Here is a 19117-nt window from a genome sequence, read left to right as displayed (position 1 = left end):
AATCAGCTTCCTATCAGGAAGCTGTATCCGCAGGCAGGGACACTTCGTCCGCGTAGTTCGTTGCCATAATCTTGGCTACCTCAGCCGGGTCAGTTGTCTGGCCCAACGCCCACATCATTTTCGTTACCAGCGCTTCTGTTGTCATGTCATACCCCGGAATAACACCCTTTTCCAGCACCTTCTGCCCTACCTCATAAATCGTCAGGTCCCCGCCCTCATAAGGACATTGAGTGGTAACAACAATACTCATACCGTCCTTCATCAGATCCTCAATTTTACTGATGAGGCTCCTTTCTTTAAAAGGCACGCCGCCCATGCCAAAGCCCTCAATGACGATACCTTTATAGCCCAAGCTCTGAATAGCATCAAAAATCGCCGGGTTTGTACCTGGAATCAGCCTGAGCAGAAATACTTCAGAAGCATACCTGTCATTGTATGGGTGACGAACGGTATCACGATTTGCAAATACGCCCTCCGTATAGACCACCTTGCCGTTCTCCACGAGACCTATGTACGGATAGTTAATACTCTCAAAAGCATTATAGCTGCGTGTTCTGATCTTCGAGCTGCGGCTGCCGTTGATAATCTTGCCATTAAACACGACAAAAACCCCTGCTACCTCGCCACATGCGGTCAGGAATGAGTCAATTACATTTTTTTTGGAATCGCTGTGCTCCGCCAATATGGATACTTGCGACCCTGTCACAACGACGGGTTTGTCCACAGTCCCCAACATAAAACTCAGGGCTGAAGCCGTATAAGCCATCGTATCCGTGCCATGGGCAATAACAATACCGTCGTATTGATCGAGCGAACGATGTACCATCCGGGCGATGGAAGCCCAATCCTCTGGTTGTGTATTGGTGCTATCAATGCTCATCAGATTGTAGGCATCAATCTCGCAAATTTCCTGGAGCTCTGGAATTTCAGCCAAAATATTTTCAGCCGATTGAGTTGGAGTCAGGCCGTTTTCCTGATAGGAGGAAGAAATTGTTCCTCCGGTATTAATGAACAGAACCTTTTTCATTTGCCAATGTTCCTTCCCGATTACAACTTCACTTTATTGTTCTTAGAATTTATCATGAATAAGGGTGATTAGCTACTTTGCTAAAGAAAAGAAATAATGAAGGATAGTGCATTCATGAATCTGGAGCAGCTAGCAACCGTCATCCCGTTGCTGGAGCATATCGAATACGGCAACACCTCTCAGACCCTGCATCCTGGCTCCGACAGCCATCTCCTGATTGTTGCGCTGCACGGACATGTCACTCTCTCAGCTAAAGACCAAGAGCCAGTTATTTTCACGCAGGGCTTTGCCTTTCATAATCAATATGGCGCTTGCAGCATTCAGGTCCCCAAAACCCGGGAAGGCGAATATATCGTGCTTACGTATCGTGTGCTGCGAAGCGAATCCACGGATTGGACGCTGCATGGTCCGTTGCGTACCTTGAGTGAATACAAAATCAAATATATGCTGGACGAGCTGCTACGAACAACAGCCCCAAGCATTCAGGATGAAGCTGGCGTGGAAAAGGCGGCCCGGCAATTTCGAAAAAGACTGCTTCTGGAGCGCTTGCTATTCATTTATATCTATGAGACGCATATGGTGCAGGACAACCACAACTCATCGGTATCTATTGAACAATCCCTGTCTTATATCCATGAGCATTATATGCTCAAGCTGACCTTGCCGCTTCTGGCTGATCGGGCGGGCATGAGCGAAGGACATTACACGGTGTTGTTCAAAAAAGCCACTGGCATGACCATGACCCAGTATTTACGTCATCTCCGTATCCAAAAAGCGAAGCAAATGTTCCAGCAGACCCGACTTCCAGCCAAGGAAGTCGCCCAACGGGTCGGATTTACGGATTATTTTCATTTTAGTCGTATTTTTAAAAAAGAAGTCGGCTGCTCCCCCACCCAGTTTCAAAGAATCTAATAATATAACATGTAACGTCTACAAATCAGACATGGTATAAAAGAGAGGTTACCGCTAAAATTCAAATGAGAATAATTATTATTATCAGGAGGAAACAGGATGCATCATTGGTTTACACGTATATTGGGCCTCGCCTTCACCTTACTGCTCGCTATTAGCTTGGCAGCTTGTAGTTCATCCTCCACGAATCAGACTGCGGCAAACGACAATTCGACGGGTTCCCAACCAGCGAACAGCTCATCTGACGGAGACCGTATCACCGTTCAGGACGCACTCGGAACTGTCACTTTACCAGGCAAGCCTGCACGTATTATTTCAATGGATTTCAGCTTTACGGACATGCTGGTGACTCTGGGTGTGCAGCCTATCGGAATTGCTGATGACGGTACGCCTGAGCTGTTCATGGATTCCGTGAAAAGCAAGCTGAAGGACTACACTTCCGTAGGCTCCCGTTATGAACCCAACATTGAACTGATCAGCTCATTGCAGCCTGATCTGATTATTGTGGATATTAATAAGCACAAAAACGCCCTAACTCAATTGAAAGGCATTGCCCCAGTGCTGGCACTGGACGATTTTCAGGCAGACTATGAGCATATGCTAAAAAACTACACGATCCTCGCTACGGCCGTAGGTAAAAGTGAAGAGGCTCAAAAACGCCTAAAAGAACATCAGGTCAAAATGGATGCAGCCAAAAAGAAGCTGAAGAACACCTCTCTGACCGTACTGCCTGCTGTCGTCAATCCTAAAGGCTTCTTCGCCCATTCGGACCATGCATATACTGGCTCCATTGTAAAGCTGTTAGGCTTCACCGATCCGGTGCACAGCGACAAGGCATATCCCGAGCTGACACTGGAGCAGTTGGTTGAAGCCAACCCACAGGTACTGTTCCTGATGCCGACAGACCCTGCAACGATCGTGAACCAGTGGGAAAGCAATCCCTTGTGGCAAAAAATAGACGCAGTTAAAAACAACCGTGTATTTACGGTAGAACGACGTAATTGGTCCTTGTCCCGCGGGATGCTGGGAAGTGAAAAAATAGCCGAGGACATCGTAAACAGCCTGGGAGAGAAGTAAAATGATCCATTCCATATCCACCAAGAAGCAGAGCCGTTCGCGGTTTCTGCTCTTCCTGTTTTTAGTGTCTTTGATTTTATTAATCCTGGGCTTGTTATTCAGCCTCAAATGGGGCCCCGCCTCTATATCGTGGGCTGAACTGTATCAGGCATTGACCTATCAGCGCAGCGACAAGGTACATCTGTACATTCAGACGCTGCGCCTGCCGCGCACCCTGACCGCCTGCATGGTCGGTATCCTGCTGGCGCTGGCGGGGCTATTGACCCAGCTCACCACACGAAATCCGCTGGCTTCACCACATGTATTTGGCATTAACGCTGGGGCTTCTCTCGCCGTGGTGCTGGGACTCGTCTTATCCGCACAGCTATCGGCAACATCCACGATGCTGATGGCCTTTGCTGGGGCAGCGGCAGGTGCATGGCTGGTCTGGTCGCTGGCTGGATTCGCAGACAAGCAGCCTGTTCGCTTGGCGCTGGCAGGCATCACCATTCATTTCATGCTGTCGTCACTGACAGAGGGCTTCATTATATTAAATCAGTACTCTACGGAGTCCATGATTTTCTGGCTGGCTGGCTCTGTCAGCCAGGCGGGCTGGACCGAGGTACGAATGATTCTTCCCTTTTTCATCGTGAGTCTTGCGCTGCTCGTTATGCTGTTGCCAGCCCTGCGACTGCTGCTGTTGGAGGATGAGATCGCAGCCGGACTAGGGCAGCGCGTCCCTCTTGTTCGAGCGCTGGCTCTGCTGCTGGTTATCGTAATGGCAGGCTCAGCCGTGGCGGTATGCGGACCGATCGGCTTTGTCTGTCTGATCGTACCCCACATCGCCCGGGCGCTGGTTGGAACACGTCTCTCGTTGCTCGTTCCGATGACAGCGCTTGGCGGAGGACTGCTGCTGGTGTATGCGGATCTCCTCAGCCGCATTATTTCTTTTCCGTTCGAATCGCCCGTGGGAATTGTAACCTCTGCTATCGGAGGGTCGTTTTTTATCTATCTGGCCCGTAAAAAAAGGAGGGGGACACGATGACCAGACCTTTCTATCTTGCGGCCGCCTTGCTTTTGCTGCTCCTGCTCGGCATCGTTTCGGTCAGTGTGGGAGCACTTCCTATTCCCTTGCGTGATGTCAGCTCGGCTCTGATGGATACGCACAGCCGTTTTCATTTTATCGTATACGAGGTTCGCTTGCCCCGGACGTTGGTTGGACTGCTGGCAGGCATGGGACTAGCCGTGGCAGGAGCTATTCTGCAAAGTCTGATTCGCAATCCGCTAGCCAGTCCTGACGTGATCGGCATTTCCAAAGGAGCCGGATTTGCAGCGGCGGCTGTGATTTTCCTGTTCCCCCAGTCTCCAGCCTATATCCTGCCCTTGGCGGCGTTTGGCGGAGCCGTGGGAACATTCCTGATTCTGCTGCTGCTCAGCCGTAGACTTACGCTGGCTCCAGCAGCTCTAGCTCTGGTCGGGGTCGCTATGGGGGCCGTCCTCATGGCAGCCACGCAGTATCTCATCGTAACCCACCCGACCAATGTGAACACGGCTTTGCTCTGGATGTCAGGCAGCCTATGGGGCCGGAGCTGGCGGGAGGTCATCTCACTGCTGCCCTGGATCATTGTCTTGCTACCCTTGGTCTGGGGCAGCTACCAAAAACTGAATGTTTACCAGCTTGGCGATGAGACCATCACTTCTCTCGGGGTACATATGACTCGCCAGCGCCTGCTGCTTCTATTGCTTGCCGTTACACTGGCCGGAATTTCAGTCTCGGCGGTCGGCGCCATCGGCTTCATCGGACTGATGGCACCCCATATGGCTCGAAGATTTGTTGGCAGCCACAATCAGTGGCTGATTCCGCTGGCTGCCCTGCTGGGAGCGAATCTGATGCTGCTGGGCGACATCTTGGGCAGAATGCTCATTGTTCCACGTGAAATACCCGTCGGGATCATGACAGCACTTGTGGGCGCTCCTTATTTTGTATATTTGCTGCGGAGGGAACGCAGCAGAAGATCATTCTGATTCCCCGATACCCACGGGAAAAGACCTCTTATCCTACCTGAGGATTCTCCGGGTACATCCACTAGTAGCCTGATGCATCTATATAGCACGCCAAAAAGCACGTCAGACATACGCAGGTTTCCCTTCTCCTGCGATAAGTCTAACGTGCTTTTTACTCTAAGTTCTATCCCTTTCCGCGTCACTTTACGGATTACGGTTGCTCCTGTAACGTTCTTTGTCCCAAAGCTTTGCCCAGGAATTGCCGTGTCCGTTCTTCCTTCGGATGATTGAAAAACTGCTCCACCGGTCCCTGTTCTACGATCGCACCATGCTCCATCAGCACGACCCGATCCGCTACATCCCTCGCAAAACCAAGCTCATGCGTGACAATAATCATCGTATTGCCTTCACTCGCCACCTTTTGAATCACGGACAGCACTTCATCCACCAGTTCAGGATCAAGCGAGGATGTCGGCTCATCGAACAACAGCACCTGCGGATTCAGCGCCAAAGCGCGGGCAATCGCAACACGCTGCTGCTGTCCACCCGAAAGCTGGGCAGGATAATAGGTCATACGATCCTTTAACCCGACCTTTTCCAAAATGCCTTCACTGATCTCCCTTGCCTGCTTGCGATCCATCTTTTTCACACTGGTCAGACCAATCATCACGTTGTGGAGTGCATTCAAATTTTTAAACAGCTGATATTGCTGAAATACCATTGCCGTTGCCATCCGCAGTCCGAGAATGTCCTTTTTTCCGGCCTTGGCTGCATCTACCTTCAGGCCATCAATTTCAATGGTACCGCTGGTCGGCTGTTCCAAAAAATTAATGCTGCGCAGCAGTGTGGACTTCCCCGATCCGCTTGGGCCCAGAATGACCACCACTTCTCCCTTACCTACCGTCAGGTCTATGCCCTTTAACACATGATGCTGCCCAAAATGCTTATGAATTTGATGAAGTTGAATCATGCCCTTACTCACTTCTTTCGTATATTCGGATACGCTTCTCCAGCACAACAAGCCCGCGCTCAATAATGATGCACACCAGCCAGTAGATCAAAGACACCGCAACATAGACCTCAAAAAAAGCCAACGCCCGCGCGCCCATAATTTTGGCCTGCCCCATCATATCGACGACACCAATCATAAAGATAAAAGACGTATCCTTCACTGTACTGATCAGCGTATTTCCCAGATTGGGCAAAGCCACCGTTAGCGCCTGCGGCAATACAATTTTAAGCATAATCTGTGTTTGGCTCATTCCGATGGAATTGGCCGCCTCAAACTGTCCCCGATCGACCGAATGAATCGCTGCCCGGAACGTCTCCGACAAATATCCCCCCAGGTTCAATGAAAATGAGAGCAACGCAAACAGCTCGGGTGGAATGACGTAGACATTGAATTGCTGCAAGAAGCCATATTCGCTCTGAAAATAATACAAAAACTTGGGTATTCCGTAATATACGAGAAACAGCTGCACAATGAGCGGTGTTCCCCGGATATACGAGACATACAATGTAGACAAGGGTGCCAAGACAGGCACCTTGTATATCCGGATTAAGGCCGTAGCTAACCCGATGATCGCACCCAGCAGCATGGAGACAAACGCAATCCATAAGGTAACGGGGAGATACTCCACGATCTGGGGAAGGCTTTTCAGCATATAATCTAAATCAAACAGCTTTTCCATAGGAACCCCACTCTATTCTTTACATTGTGATTACTGAGGAATAAATTCTCCACCTGTCCACTGTTCAGACAATTTTTTCAGTGTTCCGTCCGCTTTAAGCTCTTTAATAATCGGGTCGATTTTAGCTTTCAGTTCTTCACCCTGCTTATCCTTCTTGAACACTAGATTGATGTTATCGCTTTGCACAGGCTCGCCCACAGCTTCCACCTGTAAGCCTTCCTTCTTGATCGTTGCTGCCGCCATCACTGGATCATTCACATAAGCGTCCACTCGGCCATTTTGCACATCTTGAAGGTTATCGGACGAAGTGCCTGTATCATTATATTTTAAAATAATTTTGTTCCCGTTCTTCGCATTATACTGCTCCAGTAACTGCGTATAGGAATCGCCTACCGAGGCGGCTACCTTCTTGCCCTCCAAATCCTTGAGAGAATGGATATCCGTTCTACCCTTTTTCACAATAATAACCGACTGAGCCGAGAAATAGGACTCGTCCGAGAACAAATACTTCTTCTCACGCTCAGGATTTTTGGCAACTTCATCTGCGATAATCTGCACTTTATTCGCATCCAGCGCAAGGAATATCGCATCCCAGCCCGAAGGTACAAATTCAATCTTATAGCCGTCCAGCTTCTTATCGATCTCCTTGACTACTTCCACATCGTATCCGGTCAGCTCATTTTTATCATTCGTAAAGGCAAACGGCGGGTAGTCATTTTGTGTCCCCACATAGAGTACCTTATCTCCTGATGCCGCTTCCTTCGAGGAACAACCACTCAAGGCACCCGTTATTAACACAAGAGATAGCCCAATCGCTGCTACCCAAGCAGATTTCTTCATAAATGACATCCCCTTTTAAAATCCAAGTAATTTACTATGATTTTATATTATAACGAGTTATTCAAATAATACAACTAGCAAATTTCATTTTGATTATCTAACCAGATGCTGCACAAAAAAAGACCCTTGCGGGTCAGTTGTTATCTATGAAGCGGAAGACGGTCTGCTGGATGCTCCGGCAAAATGGACGAAATTAAACGTTGTACAGCCGGGTGAGCAGATTCAAAAATCTGATCTTTCTCAGCACAGTGCTCGACTAATTTCCCTTGTTCCATCACAGCAATGCCATCACAGACGGCGTAAGCCGCTCGAATATCATGTGTGATAAACAGATATGACAATCCAAATAAAGTTTTCAGCTCTTCCAACAGGGATAAAATGCGCATCTGATGAACCATATCCAGACTGCTGACGGACTCATCCAGCACGATCAGCTTTGGTCTGAGCGCAATCGCCCGTGCAATGTTAATCCGCTGTAATTGTCCGCCGCTGAATTGATGCGGATATTTATTCCGATCCTCCGGCTTAAGACCCACCCGCTCCAGCAGATTTTCTACCGTTCTTTTTTGTTCCTGCACTGATAACCGTTCGTAATTGTCCAAGGGCTCTCCGATAATCTGTCCGGCGGTCATGCGAGGGTTTACAGCAGAATAGCAGTCCTGGAATACAACCTGCATATCCCGTCGCAATCCCCTGCGTACTTGAGGACTTCCATTATAGATGTCCTGCCCCTGAAACAGCACCTGACCCTCCTGCGGCTTCTCCAGCCCCAGAATAACCTTGCCCAGCGTGCTCTTCCCCGCTCCACTGGTTCCAAGCAGTCCTAGGCAAAATCCGCTCTCTATGGTAAGCGACACATCAGTGAGCACAGGGAGACGTGATTCGGAGCGGCCCAGCCATTTGCGCTTTCTATAGCTATGAGTTACTTCCTTCACTTGCAGCACATGCATTCGCTCCCCTTTTGAAAGTATCCAACAGGCAACTCATCGCCCTACTGATTTATGCTCTGAAGGGACAACTTAGGTCTGGCCTGCAACAGCATTTTCGTATATTCATGCTGTGGCTGGTCGAACAACTGAAACACCTCTGCCTGCTCAACAATACGCCCCCGCTGCATCACTGCCACTTCATCCGCCATTTGGGAGATGACACCCAGATCATGCGAGATCAGCAAAATAGACGTGTCATATTCCGTACGCAAGCGATCCAACTCTCTCAGCACCTGTAGCTGATTAACCACATCAAGTGCCGTCGTCGGTTCATCCGCAATAACCACTGCTGGCCGCAGGCACATGGAAATGGCGATCATGACCCGTTGCAGCATCCCGCCACTCAACTGAAACGAATAACGTTTCAATAGCTTGGCTGGATTGGGCAGATTCATATTTTCCAAAGCCGTTATAGCAAGATCACGGGCCTGTCGTTTACTTAATCCGGTATGCGTGCGGATCGTTTCCATAAATTGAGCCCCAATCGTATATACTGGCGTAAAAGCTCTCATCGGATTTTGCATAATAAAAGCAATTTCCTTGCCCCTAATGCGGCGCATCTCCTCGGCTGGCATTCCATTCAACTCACGTCCGTTCAGACGAACACTGCCTTCCACATCCATCGTCTGGCGATCCAGTAGCTGGAGCAGCGCGTTACAGGTTACTGTTTTACCGCTACCACTCTCGCCGACAAGACCCAGAACCCGCCCCTTTTTCAGTTCAAAATGGATAGGTTCCAGCAGAGATACCGCCCCTGCATCAGTTTTGAGCTTTACCTGTAAGCCACTGACCTCCAGCACCTGCGTCTTGGCTGTGTCATCCATCGTTGTCCTCACTCCTGTTTTACTGACGTTTGGCAATTCCATATCGGTCGGACAACGCCTCTCCCAATATATTGAAGGCCATTACCACCACCAGAATCATGAAACCCGGATAAATCATTAATTCTGGATGACTGCGGATGTATCCCGTTCCCTCATGGATCATGGCTCCCCATTCAGGAGTCGGCGGCTGGATGCCTAGACCCAGGAATGACAACGCGGAGATATCCATGATCGCCCAGCCCATCTCCAGCGTACCAATGACCACAATCGGCCGCAGCACATTCGGAATGATGTGCCGCCGGATAATGGCCCCTGAGGAGGAGCCGCTAATCCTTGCGGCCGCTATAAAATTCTGCTCTTTCAGACTGACGACCATATTGCGGCACATTCGAGCATAGTACACCCACTGCACCAGCATCAAGGCAAACAGCACCTGCATGAGACCTGGCCCAAAAATACCAACAATGCCGAGCACAAGCACCAAGTTGGGAAACGCCATAATGCCTTCGCAAAACCGCATCAGTACACTATCGACCCAACCGCCCAAATAACCTGCAACTGATCCGATCACAACACCGATACTAAGCGAGGACAGGAAAATTAATGTCGCAAAGCCGAGCGAAATTCGCGCTCCATACAGCAGCCGGGACAGATTACACCGACCCAGATGGTCCGTTCCCAGCCAATACTCTTTTGAGGGGCCTTCCAGCTTATGCAGTAAATTGACTTTAACCGGATCATGAGGAGCTAGCCACGGAGCCAGCGCCATTATGATAAAAAGGGCTACCAGCACGATAGAGCAAACCACGATTACCTTTTGACCTTTGAACATTTTACGCAACCTTATCATCACTGCTCTGCTCGTCCCTTCGAAGAAATTCGGGGGTCCATATACAAATGCACCAGATCAACGAGCAAATTGCATACGATGAACAGGCATGCCGCCAAAAACACATAGCATTGTATGACGGGAATATCCCGGTTAAAAATGGCTTCCACGAAATAACGGCCAAACCCAGGCCATGAAAACACCTGCTCCACAATAATCGTTCCAGTCAGCAACTTGCCCAGATTCATGCCCATACTTGTTATTAGCGGGGTAATGGCCATTTTGAGTATGTGCCTGAGCATAATCACACGCTCGCGTATTCCTCTGGTTCTGGCATACTGGACATACGTTTCCTGAAGCTGTTCCAGCACACTGGAGCGCAACAGGCGCGTATATAAAGCAATCAGAACCAGCGACAGAGTCAACGTCGGCAACACCAGATGCTGCCACGTTCCCCGACCCTCTACAGGTAGCCAGTCCAATCGTACAGAGAAAAAGAAGATTAACAAATATCCCAGCCAGAACTGGGGAATAGATGCCCCGAAATACGAAATCCCTCGACTCAGTATGTCGATCCAGCCATTTTTACGCATCGCCGCCAACACACCCAGCGGGATGCTCACCACGATGGATAATGCCATGCTGCTTAAGGCCAGCTCAACAGTGGCAGGCAATCGAGCCTTCACCTCATCCCACACTGACTTGTTGGTCAGATACGAAGTACCAAAGTCCAACCGACTGATTCTTTGAAGTGTATGCATATACTGTGTCAGCAATGGCTGATCCAGCCCGAACTCATGCCTCTTCTGCTCCAGAATTTCCGGGGTAGGATAAATATGAGCAGCCGTCAAATAAGCTTCAGCCGGATCAACCGGTGAAATGTGAATGAGTGCAAAGGTAACAAGGGTGGCAAAGAGAACAATAGGAATGACCGCTACCATTCGCTTCCCGATATAGCTAATCATAGTTGTCCTCCTATCCTGTAAATTAACGTTACCTTCCCGTTTCAGCTACTTTCCAATTTCAATTCCCTCAAATGGATTTTCATCCCGATTAGCTGGGAATACAAAATTAGTAATCTTTTTCTGATACACTGCCGTCTTCTTAATATACGAAATAGGTACAATTGCAGATTGCTCCTGAAGTGTCTTCAAGATTGAGGCGTACAGCTCCTGACGCTTAGTTTCGTCTGTCGATGAAAGTGCTTCGTGTACTTGCTGATCCAGATCCTTCTTCATCGGAAGGGCGCTCAGTACCTCAGAAATTCCGAAGCTCTTCTTGGCAATAACATTAATAAAGGAATGCGGATCATAAGGCGCACCATAGTTGTACCAGAAATACAGATCAAACTGGTTGGATCTAAGCCGCTTGATTTGAACCGTTAGCTCCAGTCCGGTCAGATTCACTTTGACACCCAGCTCTCCCCATTCAGCCTGAATGGTTTCAGCCATCGCCTTTTGGATCGGATCGGTCTTATCGAAAATCAGCTCAAAATCCAGCTGTTGTCCTTCTTTCTCCCGTACTGTGCCGCCTGCGGGCAGCTTCCAGCCAGCCTCATCCAACAATGCTTTGGATTTTTCCACATCATAGCCTATTGGCTGTAAGTCGACATTCGTATACGGGTAGTTTTTGGATAAAACCGTATCCGCTGTTTCCTCGAGCCCCGAGGTTACGCCTTCCACCATCGCCTGCTTGTTAAATCCATGCTGGAGTGCCAGACGTACCCGAAGGTCTGCCAGCTTGGGATTGGAGGAGTTGAGCAACAGGCTTCTTGTGCCGACAGGCTCGGACAGCGTGGTAACATACTGATTCGTGTCGCGAAGCTGTTTGAAAGCATCCAGGCTAATAACACCTTCTCCATAAATCAGATCCAGGTCGCCTTTTTCAAAGGCCATTACACGTGTTTCACCATCGGGAATAATTTTGACCGTAATTTTGTCCACCTTCGGTGCAGTACCCCAATAATTCGGGTTACGCTTAAAGGTTGCATACTCATCCTGCTTGTATTCATCCAGCATCCAAGGTCCTGTACCTACAGGTTTCTTAATTCCTTTGGACGTATCTCCATCATCCGGGAACCCGGCTTCACCCAAAAAACGGAACGGGCGAACGACAGACAGATCCTGAATAACTGGGTAGTATGGCTCTTTGAGCGTCATTCGGAACGTACTGTCATCTACAGCTTCAGTTTTGTCGAGAACGCCTACTATACCAAGCCAGCTATGCGTTTTCTCATTTTTCATAATAGCGTCAAAGTTCTTTTTCACAATCGCCGCATTAAATAGCGTTCCATCGGAAAATTTCACACCTTTACGCAGCTTAAACGTATATGTCTTGCCGTCCTTGGATATGGTCCAAGATTCAGCCAAAGCAGGCTCTAGCTTGCCTCCTTGCTTGTAGCTGACTAACGGCTCATAAATCATGGATTGTGCAAATAGCTGGGAAGGGTTGTATACGTGAGGATTCATTGTACCAATGTCCCGCGGCCACGATAGCGTGATCGACTTTTCATTGGCAGTTCCGTTAGTAGAGGTGGATGCAGGTGTGTTCTCCTGCTTCGCGCAGCCCAGAATAACGGATAATAAGAGGAGCGTCACCAACATAAGGGTGGCAGTCTTGCGGTGTCGAACGGACATCAATGTATTTCCCCTTTTCTATATATGTGATAATGATTATCATAATCATATTTAGAATAGGTACCACATTATATTTTGTCAACAATATTCGGCAAGCAGAGCTATTATTTATTTTGAATTTGTATAATATTAAATTTATGGATTAATCCGCCAATGTTTGAAATAGGGCACGCGTGTATTCATGCTTCAATAGTTCTTCATCCCAATCCTCAAATATTTCCACGATCTCTCCCTGAACCATGACGGCAACACGATCACAGAACGTACGGGTGGACTGAAGATCATGGGTGATAAAAAGATAGGACAGCTGGCGTTCGAGCTGCATTCTTTTGAGCATGTCTAGCACGGAGGACTGGGTTGACGTATCCAAATTGGCGACCGATTCATCGAACAGGATGATTTCTGGTTCAACCGCCAACGCCCGAGCAATGCACACCCGCTGTTTTTGTCCACCGCTTAGCTGTGCAGGGTATTTTCCCAGACTGTCAGCCTCCAACCCTACCGATTCCAGTAAGGAAAGGCAGATATCCAGCGCCCTTACCTTTCGCTTAGGAAAATAGTTACGGATCGGCTCCATCAAAATATCTTGAATGGTCATACGGGGATGCAGTGAAGAGGCCGAGTCCTGCGTGACTAACTGAATTCGTTTGTACAGATGAATATCTTTCATCCTTCCGGTATGTATGGGCTGCTGATCCAGCCAGATTTCCCCTGAAGTCAACGACTCCAGCCCCAGGATACACTGCGCCAGCGTGCTTTTGCCACTTCCGCTTTCTCCAACCAATCCAAGGCATTCTCCCTGTCGTAATTCCAGACTCACTTTCTGTATAGCCTGCTGCTGACTCTGTCTCGTGTTGAACCAGCCTTTTCTCCGTCTGCGGACAGGATAAGCTTTGGTGACGTTCTTCAATTCCAGTATCACGGTTGCATCCTTCCTTCCGGGGTCATCTCCAGCACCCGATCTGCTATGCGGCTTATCCCCTGACGATCATGTGAAATTAACAAAATCGTGAGATCGAAATCTTCCCTCAACTGTAGAAACAAGGCCAGAACCTTGTCGCGGTTAATAACATCCAGCGCCGTAGTAGGCTCGTCGGCAATAAAGAGGCGCGGACCAGAGCTTAACATTGCAGCCAGCAGGACCCTTTGGCACATACCTCCGCTTAGTTCAAAAGGATAGGATGACAGAATATGCTCAGGATCGGCAAAACCGACCTTGCGGAGCAGAGAACACAAATAGGCTTCCTGCCCTGGAATAGTACGGCCTCCAGCCAGCTCCGTGACACGGTTCAACATCTGCCGCATCCGTGACAGCACGCCCTGGGGCTGCGATGCAGTGTGGGACAGGGCAGCATCAGCTTGCCCCAGCTCCTTCTGGGCGTGCATCAGGCGCAGCCCGTTCAGTCTAAGCGTATCCGTCAGCTGGGCACGGACGGTACGGATCGGATTCAGCCCGCTCAGCGATTGCTGAATGAGCAGGGCAATTTCCCCACGGCGCAGTCTTTGCCAGCGCTGTTCATGGAACGGAATAATGTCTTCCCCGTTATAGTAGATGCACCCTTGCGTAACACCAACACCTGGGTCCAGCATACCCGCGATTGCGTGTGCGGTCAGACTTTTGCCGCATCCACTTGGCCCAGTCAAGGCTACAATTTCCCCTGGGTAGACGGAAAAGTTCACATCCCGTAATAGCGGTTTGCTTTCGCTTTCGCTGGCTCTTACACCTGTACGGCAAATCTCCAAATGTTCCACGTGTAACAACGGTTTTCGTACGTACGCTTGCTCTGTCGTATCCATCCGCCCTATAACAGAGTGCTCGCCCACTATTTCGCAGCCCCCTTTTCTGAAAAATGATCACCCAGAAGCTGGCAGGCAAGCACAAACAGCATAATCGCTAAACCCGGGAAGATCATCACATGCGGAGCCACCTGAAAATACGAGGTTGCATCATGCAGCATCACACCCCACTCTGGCTTGGGCGGCTGTACACCCAGTCCAAGAAAGGAGAGCCCCGCAATCATTAATACCACGCGGCCGATATCCCATACCGCATAAACCAACAATTGCGGCCATACTTGTGACAATACATAACGTCTTAGTATGCGAATGTGTGAATTGCCAGACAAACGAGCATACCGTACATAGTCCTCCTGGCAGGCTTTTTGAACCAAACTACGGATATAGCGGACATAGCCCGCCCACCGTACCGCAATAATCGCTAAGGCCATGTTGACGAAACCCGGGCCCAAAATACCCACAATCGCCACCGTTAAAATAATATCAGGAAAAGCCAGTACGCCGTCGATTCCCCGCATAATCAGCTGATCCACACGTCCTCGCACATAACCAATGAGCAAGCCTGTGGGCAGACTAATACACAGCGTAGCTACCGTAATCGCACAAGCGATTAATACGCTTGTCCGAATTCCATAAATGAGCCGTGACAGCACATCCCGACCCAGATGATCCGTACCGAAAGGATATTTACGGCTGGGTGGTGCCAAACGGTTCAGAAGGTCCACATGCAGAGGATCATGCGGAGCGGCCCAGGGAGCCAGCAACCCAAGCAGCACGATCAGGCCAAACAGTGCGCCCCCTGCCAGCAAGCTTCCTCTAAAGGAAAGCCGTATCTTTTTCATTTTCAGCTTCCCCCTTAACGCAAACGCAGCCTTGGATCTATCACCGTCTGGACCACATCCACCAAACACTGAACACCTACAATTAAAAACGCGGCAAACATAACATATCCCTGAATCACCGGGTAATCCCGCTGCGTAATTGCATCTATAAAATACTTTCCTAACCCTGGCCATGAAAAAATGGTTTCTACGATGACGTTACCTGCCAGCATAAATGATAGATTCGTACCTAACAGCGTGATCATAGGCAGAACGGCATGTTTAAATATCTCAAAAAAGAGAATATGCATACGTGAAAAACCGCGAGCTCTCGCTGCCTTCACAAAATTCCGGTCACTCAGCTCCAGCATCTGAGCACGCAATACACGGGCTTGCACCGTTCCCAATCCTGCACCAAGCGTCAGCGCTGGGAGTACTAAATGTGTCCAGTCCTCCCTTCCCATGGATGGGAGCCAGCCCAAGCGAACGGAAAATAGATAGATCAGCAGAAACCCAAGCCAAAAAGAAGGAATTGACGATCCCAGCAAAGCGAACAGCCTGCCCAGACGATCTAGTGGACCGCTGACTTTTAGCGAGGCAGCCAGTCCCATCCCAAGCGTAAGCACCGCCATGACGGCAAAGCCCGCCAAAGCTAGCTCCACCGTAGCGGGCAGTCTGCTCCATAGTTCGTTTAGCACTGACTCCTTGGACACATACGAGGTTCCCCAATGTCCTGTGAACACATCCCTCAGCCAGTTCACATATTGAATATGAAGCGGCTCATTCAAGCCCAGTTCGTTTCGCAGCGCGGTTAGCGCCTCCCCAGAAGCAGGAACATTATGCGCGGTGAGCAAAATGAGAGCAGGGTCACCAGGGGCCAGCCTCATCAGTACAAAAGTCAGCGTAGATACAACGAATACAATGATGGGCAGCTGCGCCACACGTTCCAATATAAAACGAATCATAGGATACGTTGCTCGTTATTCTGCAATATCAGATTGCGCTGTAATGTAGTAATACTCGATCGGATGCGGTGTAAAGCCCTTTACTCCTTTTTTCACACCAAACACATTGTCAGGGTGCACAATGAACGACTGCGGTAAATCTGTATTGATGATATCCAGCGCTTGCAGTGTTACCGCATTACGCTGTGCGGTATCCTTCGCCAACTTCAGGCTGTGAAGAATATTCTCCAGCGGTTTGGAAGCATAACGGCTTACATTCGCTTCACTTGTAGAGGAGTAGAACATGTCCATAAAATACTGCGGCTCCCCTGTATGGGCCGTGAGCATGCTGTACATAGCAAAATCCCAATCATTTTTGGTCAATGCCTCGTCGATATTTTCCACCTTGCGAATCTTGACCTGGATTCCCTCATTCAGCAACTGGCTCTGAATAACCTCAGCCATGACGGATAGCTCCGGACGCTGAGGGAAGGTCAGCAGCGTAACCTCGAATGGCTTGCCCTGCTTGGACCATGTGCCTTGGGCATCCTTCTGCCAGCCATCCTTCGTCAACAACTGCTCTGTCGTTCCGTCCAATGCTTTACGCTCAATCTTACCGAAGGGAAGAATGCTCGGAAACGGGCTACTTGCTTCCGTGCCGAAGCCCCTCATAACGGCGCTCACAATGGATGCGCGCGGAATCAGACTGTCCACCACCTTACGGTTGGTTGCATCCTTGAACACAGGTGATTCCATGTTGTACACAATCATATGGGTGCGCAAGGATGGAGCCGACAGCACTTGTAGCTTGTCGTTCTTTTTTAATACCTCTGCGTTATCTACCGGAATATCCGTCGCTACATCCACCTCACCAGATTGCAACGCCATCAGGCGCGAATTACCGTCCGTAATGAATTTCATCGTCGCTTCGGCCAATCGCACCTTTTCGCCCCAGTATCCGTCATAACGCTCGACGACCAAGGATTGATCCTTGTTGAAGGCTTTGATTTTAAAAGCACCTGTCATTGCAGGGTAGCTTTGCTCATCTTTTATGGATGCCACATCCAGTACAATCGTTGACGGATCAGCCAAATTGGATACCAGCGCTGCATTCGGCTGGTTTGTCGTAATTTTCAGCGTCAGCGGACCAGTTACATCAATGGACTTCACATCCAGTAAATCCTTCGCCAGGTGACTTTTCTCGATAGAGCGCAGCAAAGATGCTTTTACGCTTGCTGCATCCATACTCTTTCCATCATGAAAAGTGACCCTATCCTGCAAGCTGAACGTCCACACGTTAGGACTGTCGTGCTTCCATTCCTTGGCTAGCCAAGCCACAGGCTCCAACTTTTCATTCAAACGAATGAGTGTCTCACCGGCACCGGAACGCATCACATCCCAGCTATTGTCTCCATGCGGATCGACGCCTGACGGTTTCCACGTATACGCCATCACCAGCTTTTTACCTGCTGGAGTCTGTTGTGCAGGCGTATTCTCACCCTTGCCTGAGCTATCCTCCGTCTTCGTGGCTGTGCCGCATCCCGAAAGAGCCATAACTGCCATCAGCAGCAGCAATCCTGTACATATGAACCATGAACGCCTATTACGATTGCCTATCATCCCACATGTCCTCCTCTATCTTGTAAAATATCGTATAAACCTAACGCAAAACGCGAAAAAAGCATTCCCAACCACTTGACCAGCAGTCAGAAATGCTTTCATTATAAAATGTCAAAACTCACCTCAAAGCCAACTCCAAAAACATAGAAGGGATCAGATCGGTTTCAGACATTCCGTATGCAGCACGCCTAACCACCTCCCCAGCATCCCGTGGGTCTGACAGTGATGTCAAAACAGGCAGGTCTCCTGACTCCAGGCTTATCTTTCAGGCCTTCCCGGTTCCTCACAGTTCCAGTGGCTATTCTGAAAGCTCCAGCAGTACCCTGCTGATGCCTGTATACAGTGGCGGGTCCGTGTCGGAATCTACCGAACTTCCCTTTTAAGTGAACACGCTCAACAACTATCTACATCGTCTCTACGAAACTTCGTATATAGAGTTGTCCGGCTCACACCTGTTTTCTTCCTTTATTCCTTTTTATTACGATTTAGGATTATCTTATTTTGTTGCTACTGGCTTGTCAACAAATGTTGCGTAATAATTTAAATTTGAATGATATAGTGTGAATCAAGACCAAGGCTATTCATTGCTTGCGCGCAATTGAAGGTATGTCTTAACGTTGCGTGCACACAATTCACGTGTTAAAATTAGGTATAGAGATAACCACTGTATCCGTATACTAAAAAGAGCCTTCGCCGCTCCAACGGCAAAGACTCTTAGGACTTGAAAGGCTGTGGATCACCACCACGGCGCGCTGCATAACTGAATGTTAATGCGAACGAAACCCACCGTTAGGGGCCAACCTAATTACGCGGTGGGTTTTCGCTTGTTCCGAAATTTCCGACGCAGCCAGCGATAAAGCTTACGAATACTAAACACCAGGCTTAGTAACGTAACCATCCAACGCAGCACATCATAGCACGACACAAGGTTGACCATCGGCTTCACCCCCTTTCGGGAAGCTGCGCCGTGATCCGAAAACATCCACCACTATCCAAAGTCCTTAAGGTAGATTATACCATGCCTCTTCCTACCACTCGAAAATCCAAACCCCGATCTTCATACAGAAAGAGGGTTTTATCAATAATTTCATGCTGCTTAATAAATAACTAGTTCTGGATAACCCCAT

The 19117-nt window shown here is 49.1% G+C and carries 19 protein-coding genes and 1 riboswitch; of the genes, 4 read left to right on the top strand and 15 right to left on the bottom strand.

Features of this window, described 5'->3' with window-relative positions:
* Positions 1–13 precede the first annotated feature (13 nt).
* On the bottom strand, positions 14–1027 hold the full coding sequence (locus tag ACXHJ1_RS07670; RefSeq protein ID WP_045244741.1) for an asparaginase: 1014 nt from the start codon (positions 1025–1027) through the stop codon (positions 14–16).
* Positions 1028–1141: 114 nt separating this feature from the next.
* Here ACXHJ1_RS07670 and ACXHJ1_RS07665 point away from each other — a divergent pair, with 114 nt between their 5' ends.
* The 4 genes from ACXHJ1_RS07665 (at position 1142) to ACXHJ1_RS07650 (ending at position 5020) form a co-directional block, all read left to right on the top strand.
* On the top strand, positions 1142–1939 hold the full coding sequence (locus ACXHJ1_RS07665; RefSeq protein ID WP_174821020.1) for a helix-turn-helix domain-containing protein: 798 nt from the start codon (positions 1142–1144) through the stop codon (positions 1937–1939).
* 99 nt (positions 1940–2038) lie between these two features.
* On the top strand, positions 2039–3016 hold the full coding sequence (locus tag ACXHJ1_RS07660) for an ABC transporter substrate-binding protein (RefSeq protein WP_174821021.1): 978 nt from the start codon (positions 2039–2041) through the stop codon (positions 3014–3016).
* Between the two features lies 1 nt (position 3017).
* Positions 3018–4040, top strand: a complete 1023-nt coding sequence (locus tag ACXHJ1_RS07655) for a FecCD family ABC transporter permease (RefSeq protein WP_174821022.1) — start codon at positions 3018–3020, stop codon at positions 4038–4040.
* A complete protein-coding gene (locus ACXHJ1_RS07650) occupies positions 4037–5020 on the top strand; it encodes a FecCD family ABC transporter permease (RefSeq protein WP_457905880.1) in 984 nt (327 codons plus the stop codon). The genes ACXHJ1_RS07655 and ACXHJ1_RS07650 overlap by 4 nt, the downstream gene beginning before the upstream one ends.
* Positions 5021–5210: 190 nt before the next feature.
* Here ACXHJ1_RS07650 and ACXHJ1_RS07645 read toward each other — a convergent pair whose 3' ends face one another.
* From ACXHJ1_RS07645 to ACXHJ1_RS07580, 14 genes are all read right to left on the bottom strand, one after another.
* Positions 5211–5969 carry an amino acid ABC transporter ATP-binding protein gene (locus tag ACXHJ1_RS07645; RefSeq protein WP_164964379.1) on the bottom strand — a complete coding sequence of 253 codons (759 nt, stop codon included), beginning with the start codon at positions 5967–5969 and terminating at the stop codon, positions 5211–5213.
* 4 nt (positions 5970–5973) lie between these two features.
* Positions 5974–6690 (bottom strand): amino acid ABC transporter permease, encoded by a 717-nt coding sequence (locus ACXHJ1_RS07640; RefSeq protein ID WP_016822612.1) that lies wholly within the window; start codon positions 6688–6690, stop codon positions 5974–5976.
* Between the two features lie 30 nt (positions 6691–6720).
* Positions 6721–7530, bottom strand: coding sequence for a transporter substrate-binding domain-containing protein (locus tag ACXHJ1_RS07635; protein ID WP_016822611.1), 810 nt, complete (start codon positions 7528–7530; stop codon positions 6721–6723).
* Positions 7531–7670: 140 nt separating this feature from the next.
* On the bottom strand, positions 7671–8480 hold the full coding sequence (nikE, locus tag ACXHJ1_RS07630) for a nickel import ATP-binding protein NikE (RefSeq protein ID WP_457905879.1): 810 nt from the start codon (positions 8478–8480) through the stop codon (positions 7671–7673).
* Between the two features lie 41 nt (positions 8481–8521).
* Positions 8522–9343, bottom strand: coding sequence for a nickel import ATP-binding protein NikD (nikD, locus tag ACXHJ1_RS07625; protein WP_457905878.1), 822 nt, complete (start codon positions 9341–9343; stop codon positions 8522–8524).
* A 19-nt stretch (positions 9344–9362) separates the two neighbouring features.
* The gene (gene nikC / locus ACXHJ1_RS07620; protein WP_039269211.1) at positions 9363–10193 is read right to left on the bottom strand and encodes a nickel ABC transporter permease subunit NikC; all 831 of its coding nucleotides are present in this window, start codon (positions 10191–10193) and stop codon (positions 9363–9365) included.
* Entirely contained in the window at positions 10193–11137 is a 945-nt protein-coding gene (nikB, locus tag ACXHJ1_RS07615) for a nickel ABC transporter permease subunit NikB (protein WP_174821024.1), read from the bottom strand. Before nikB (ACXHJ1_RS07615) ends, nikC begins: the two co-directional genes overlap by 1 nt.
* Positions 11138–11182: 45 nt before the next feature.
* The gene (nikA, locus tag ACXHJ1_RS07610; RefSeq protein WP_457905877.1) at positions 11183–12808 is read right to left on the bottom strand and encodes a nickel ABC transporter substrate-binding protein; all 1626 of its coding nucleotides are present in this window, start codon (positions 12806–12808) and stop codon (positions 11183–11185) included.
* A gap of 142 nt (positions 12809–12950) precedes the next feature.
* A complete protein-coding gene (locus ACXHJ1_RS07605) occupies positions 12951–13730 on the bottom strand; it encodes an ABC transporter ATP-binding protein (protein ID WP_457905876.1) in 780 nt (259 codons plus the stop codon).
* Positions 13727–14632 carry an ATP-binding cassette domain-containing protein gene (locus tag ACXHJ1_RS07600; protein WP_457905875.1) on the bottom strand — a complete coding sequence of 302 codons (906 nt, stop codon included), beginning with the start codon at positions 14630–14632 and terminating at the stop codon, positions 13727–13729. Before ACXHJ1_RS07600 ends, ACXHJ1_RS07605 begins: the two co-directional genes overlap by 4 nt.
* The gene (locus ACXHJ1_RS07595; RefSeq protein WP_457905874.1) at positions 14632–15447 is read right to left on the bottom strand and encodes an ABC transporter permease; all 816 of its coding nucleotides are present in this window, start codon (positions 15445–15447) and stop codon (positions 14632–14634) included. Before ACXHJ1_RS07595 ends, ACXHJ1_RS07600 begins: the two co-directional genes overlap by 1 nt.
* A gap of 14 nt (positions 15448–15461) precedes the next feature.
* Positions 15462–16391 carry a nickel ABC transporter permease gene (nikB, locus tag ACXHJ1_RS07590; RefSeq protein WP_025366176.1) on the bottom strand — a complete coding sequence of 310 codons (930 nt, stop codon included), beginning with the start codon at positions 16389–16391 and terminating at the stop codon, positions 15462–15464.
* Positions 16392–16406: 15 nt separating this feature from the next.
* Positions 16407–17990 carry an ABC transporter substrate-binding protein gene (locus tag ACXHJ1_RS07585; protein ID WP_457905873.1) on the bottom strand — a complete coding sequence of 528 codons (1584 nt, stop codon included), beginning with the start codon at positions 17988–17990 and terminating at the stop codon, positions 16407–16409.
* Between the two features lie 219 nt (positions 17991–18209).
* Positions 18210–18413, bottom strand: a riboswitch (cobalamin riboswitch).
* A 382-nt stretch (positions 18414–18795) separates the two neighbouring features.
* A complete protein-coding gene (locus ACXHJ1_RS07580) occupies positions 18796–18927 on the bottom strand; it encodes a hypothetical protein (protein WP_016822600.1) in 132 nt (43 codons plus the stop codon).
* Positions 18928–19117 lie beyond the last annotated feature (190 nt).

It is taken from the genome of Paenibacillus sp. ALE2 (assembly GCF_054113385.1).
The sequence above is the reverse complement of the archived record's forward strand: the minus strand, read 5'-3'. Positions and strand labels throughout refer to the sequence as shown.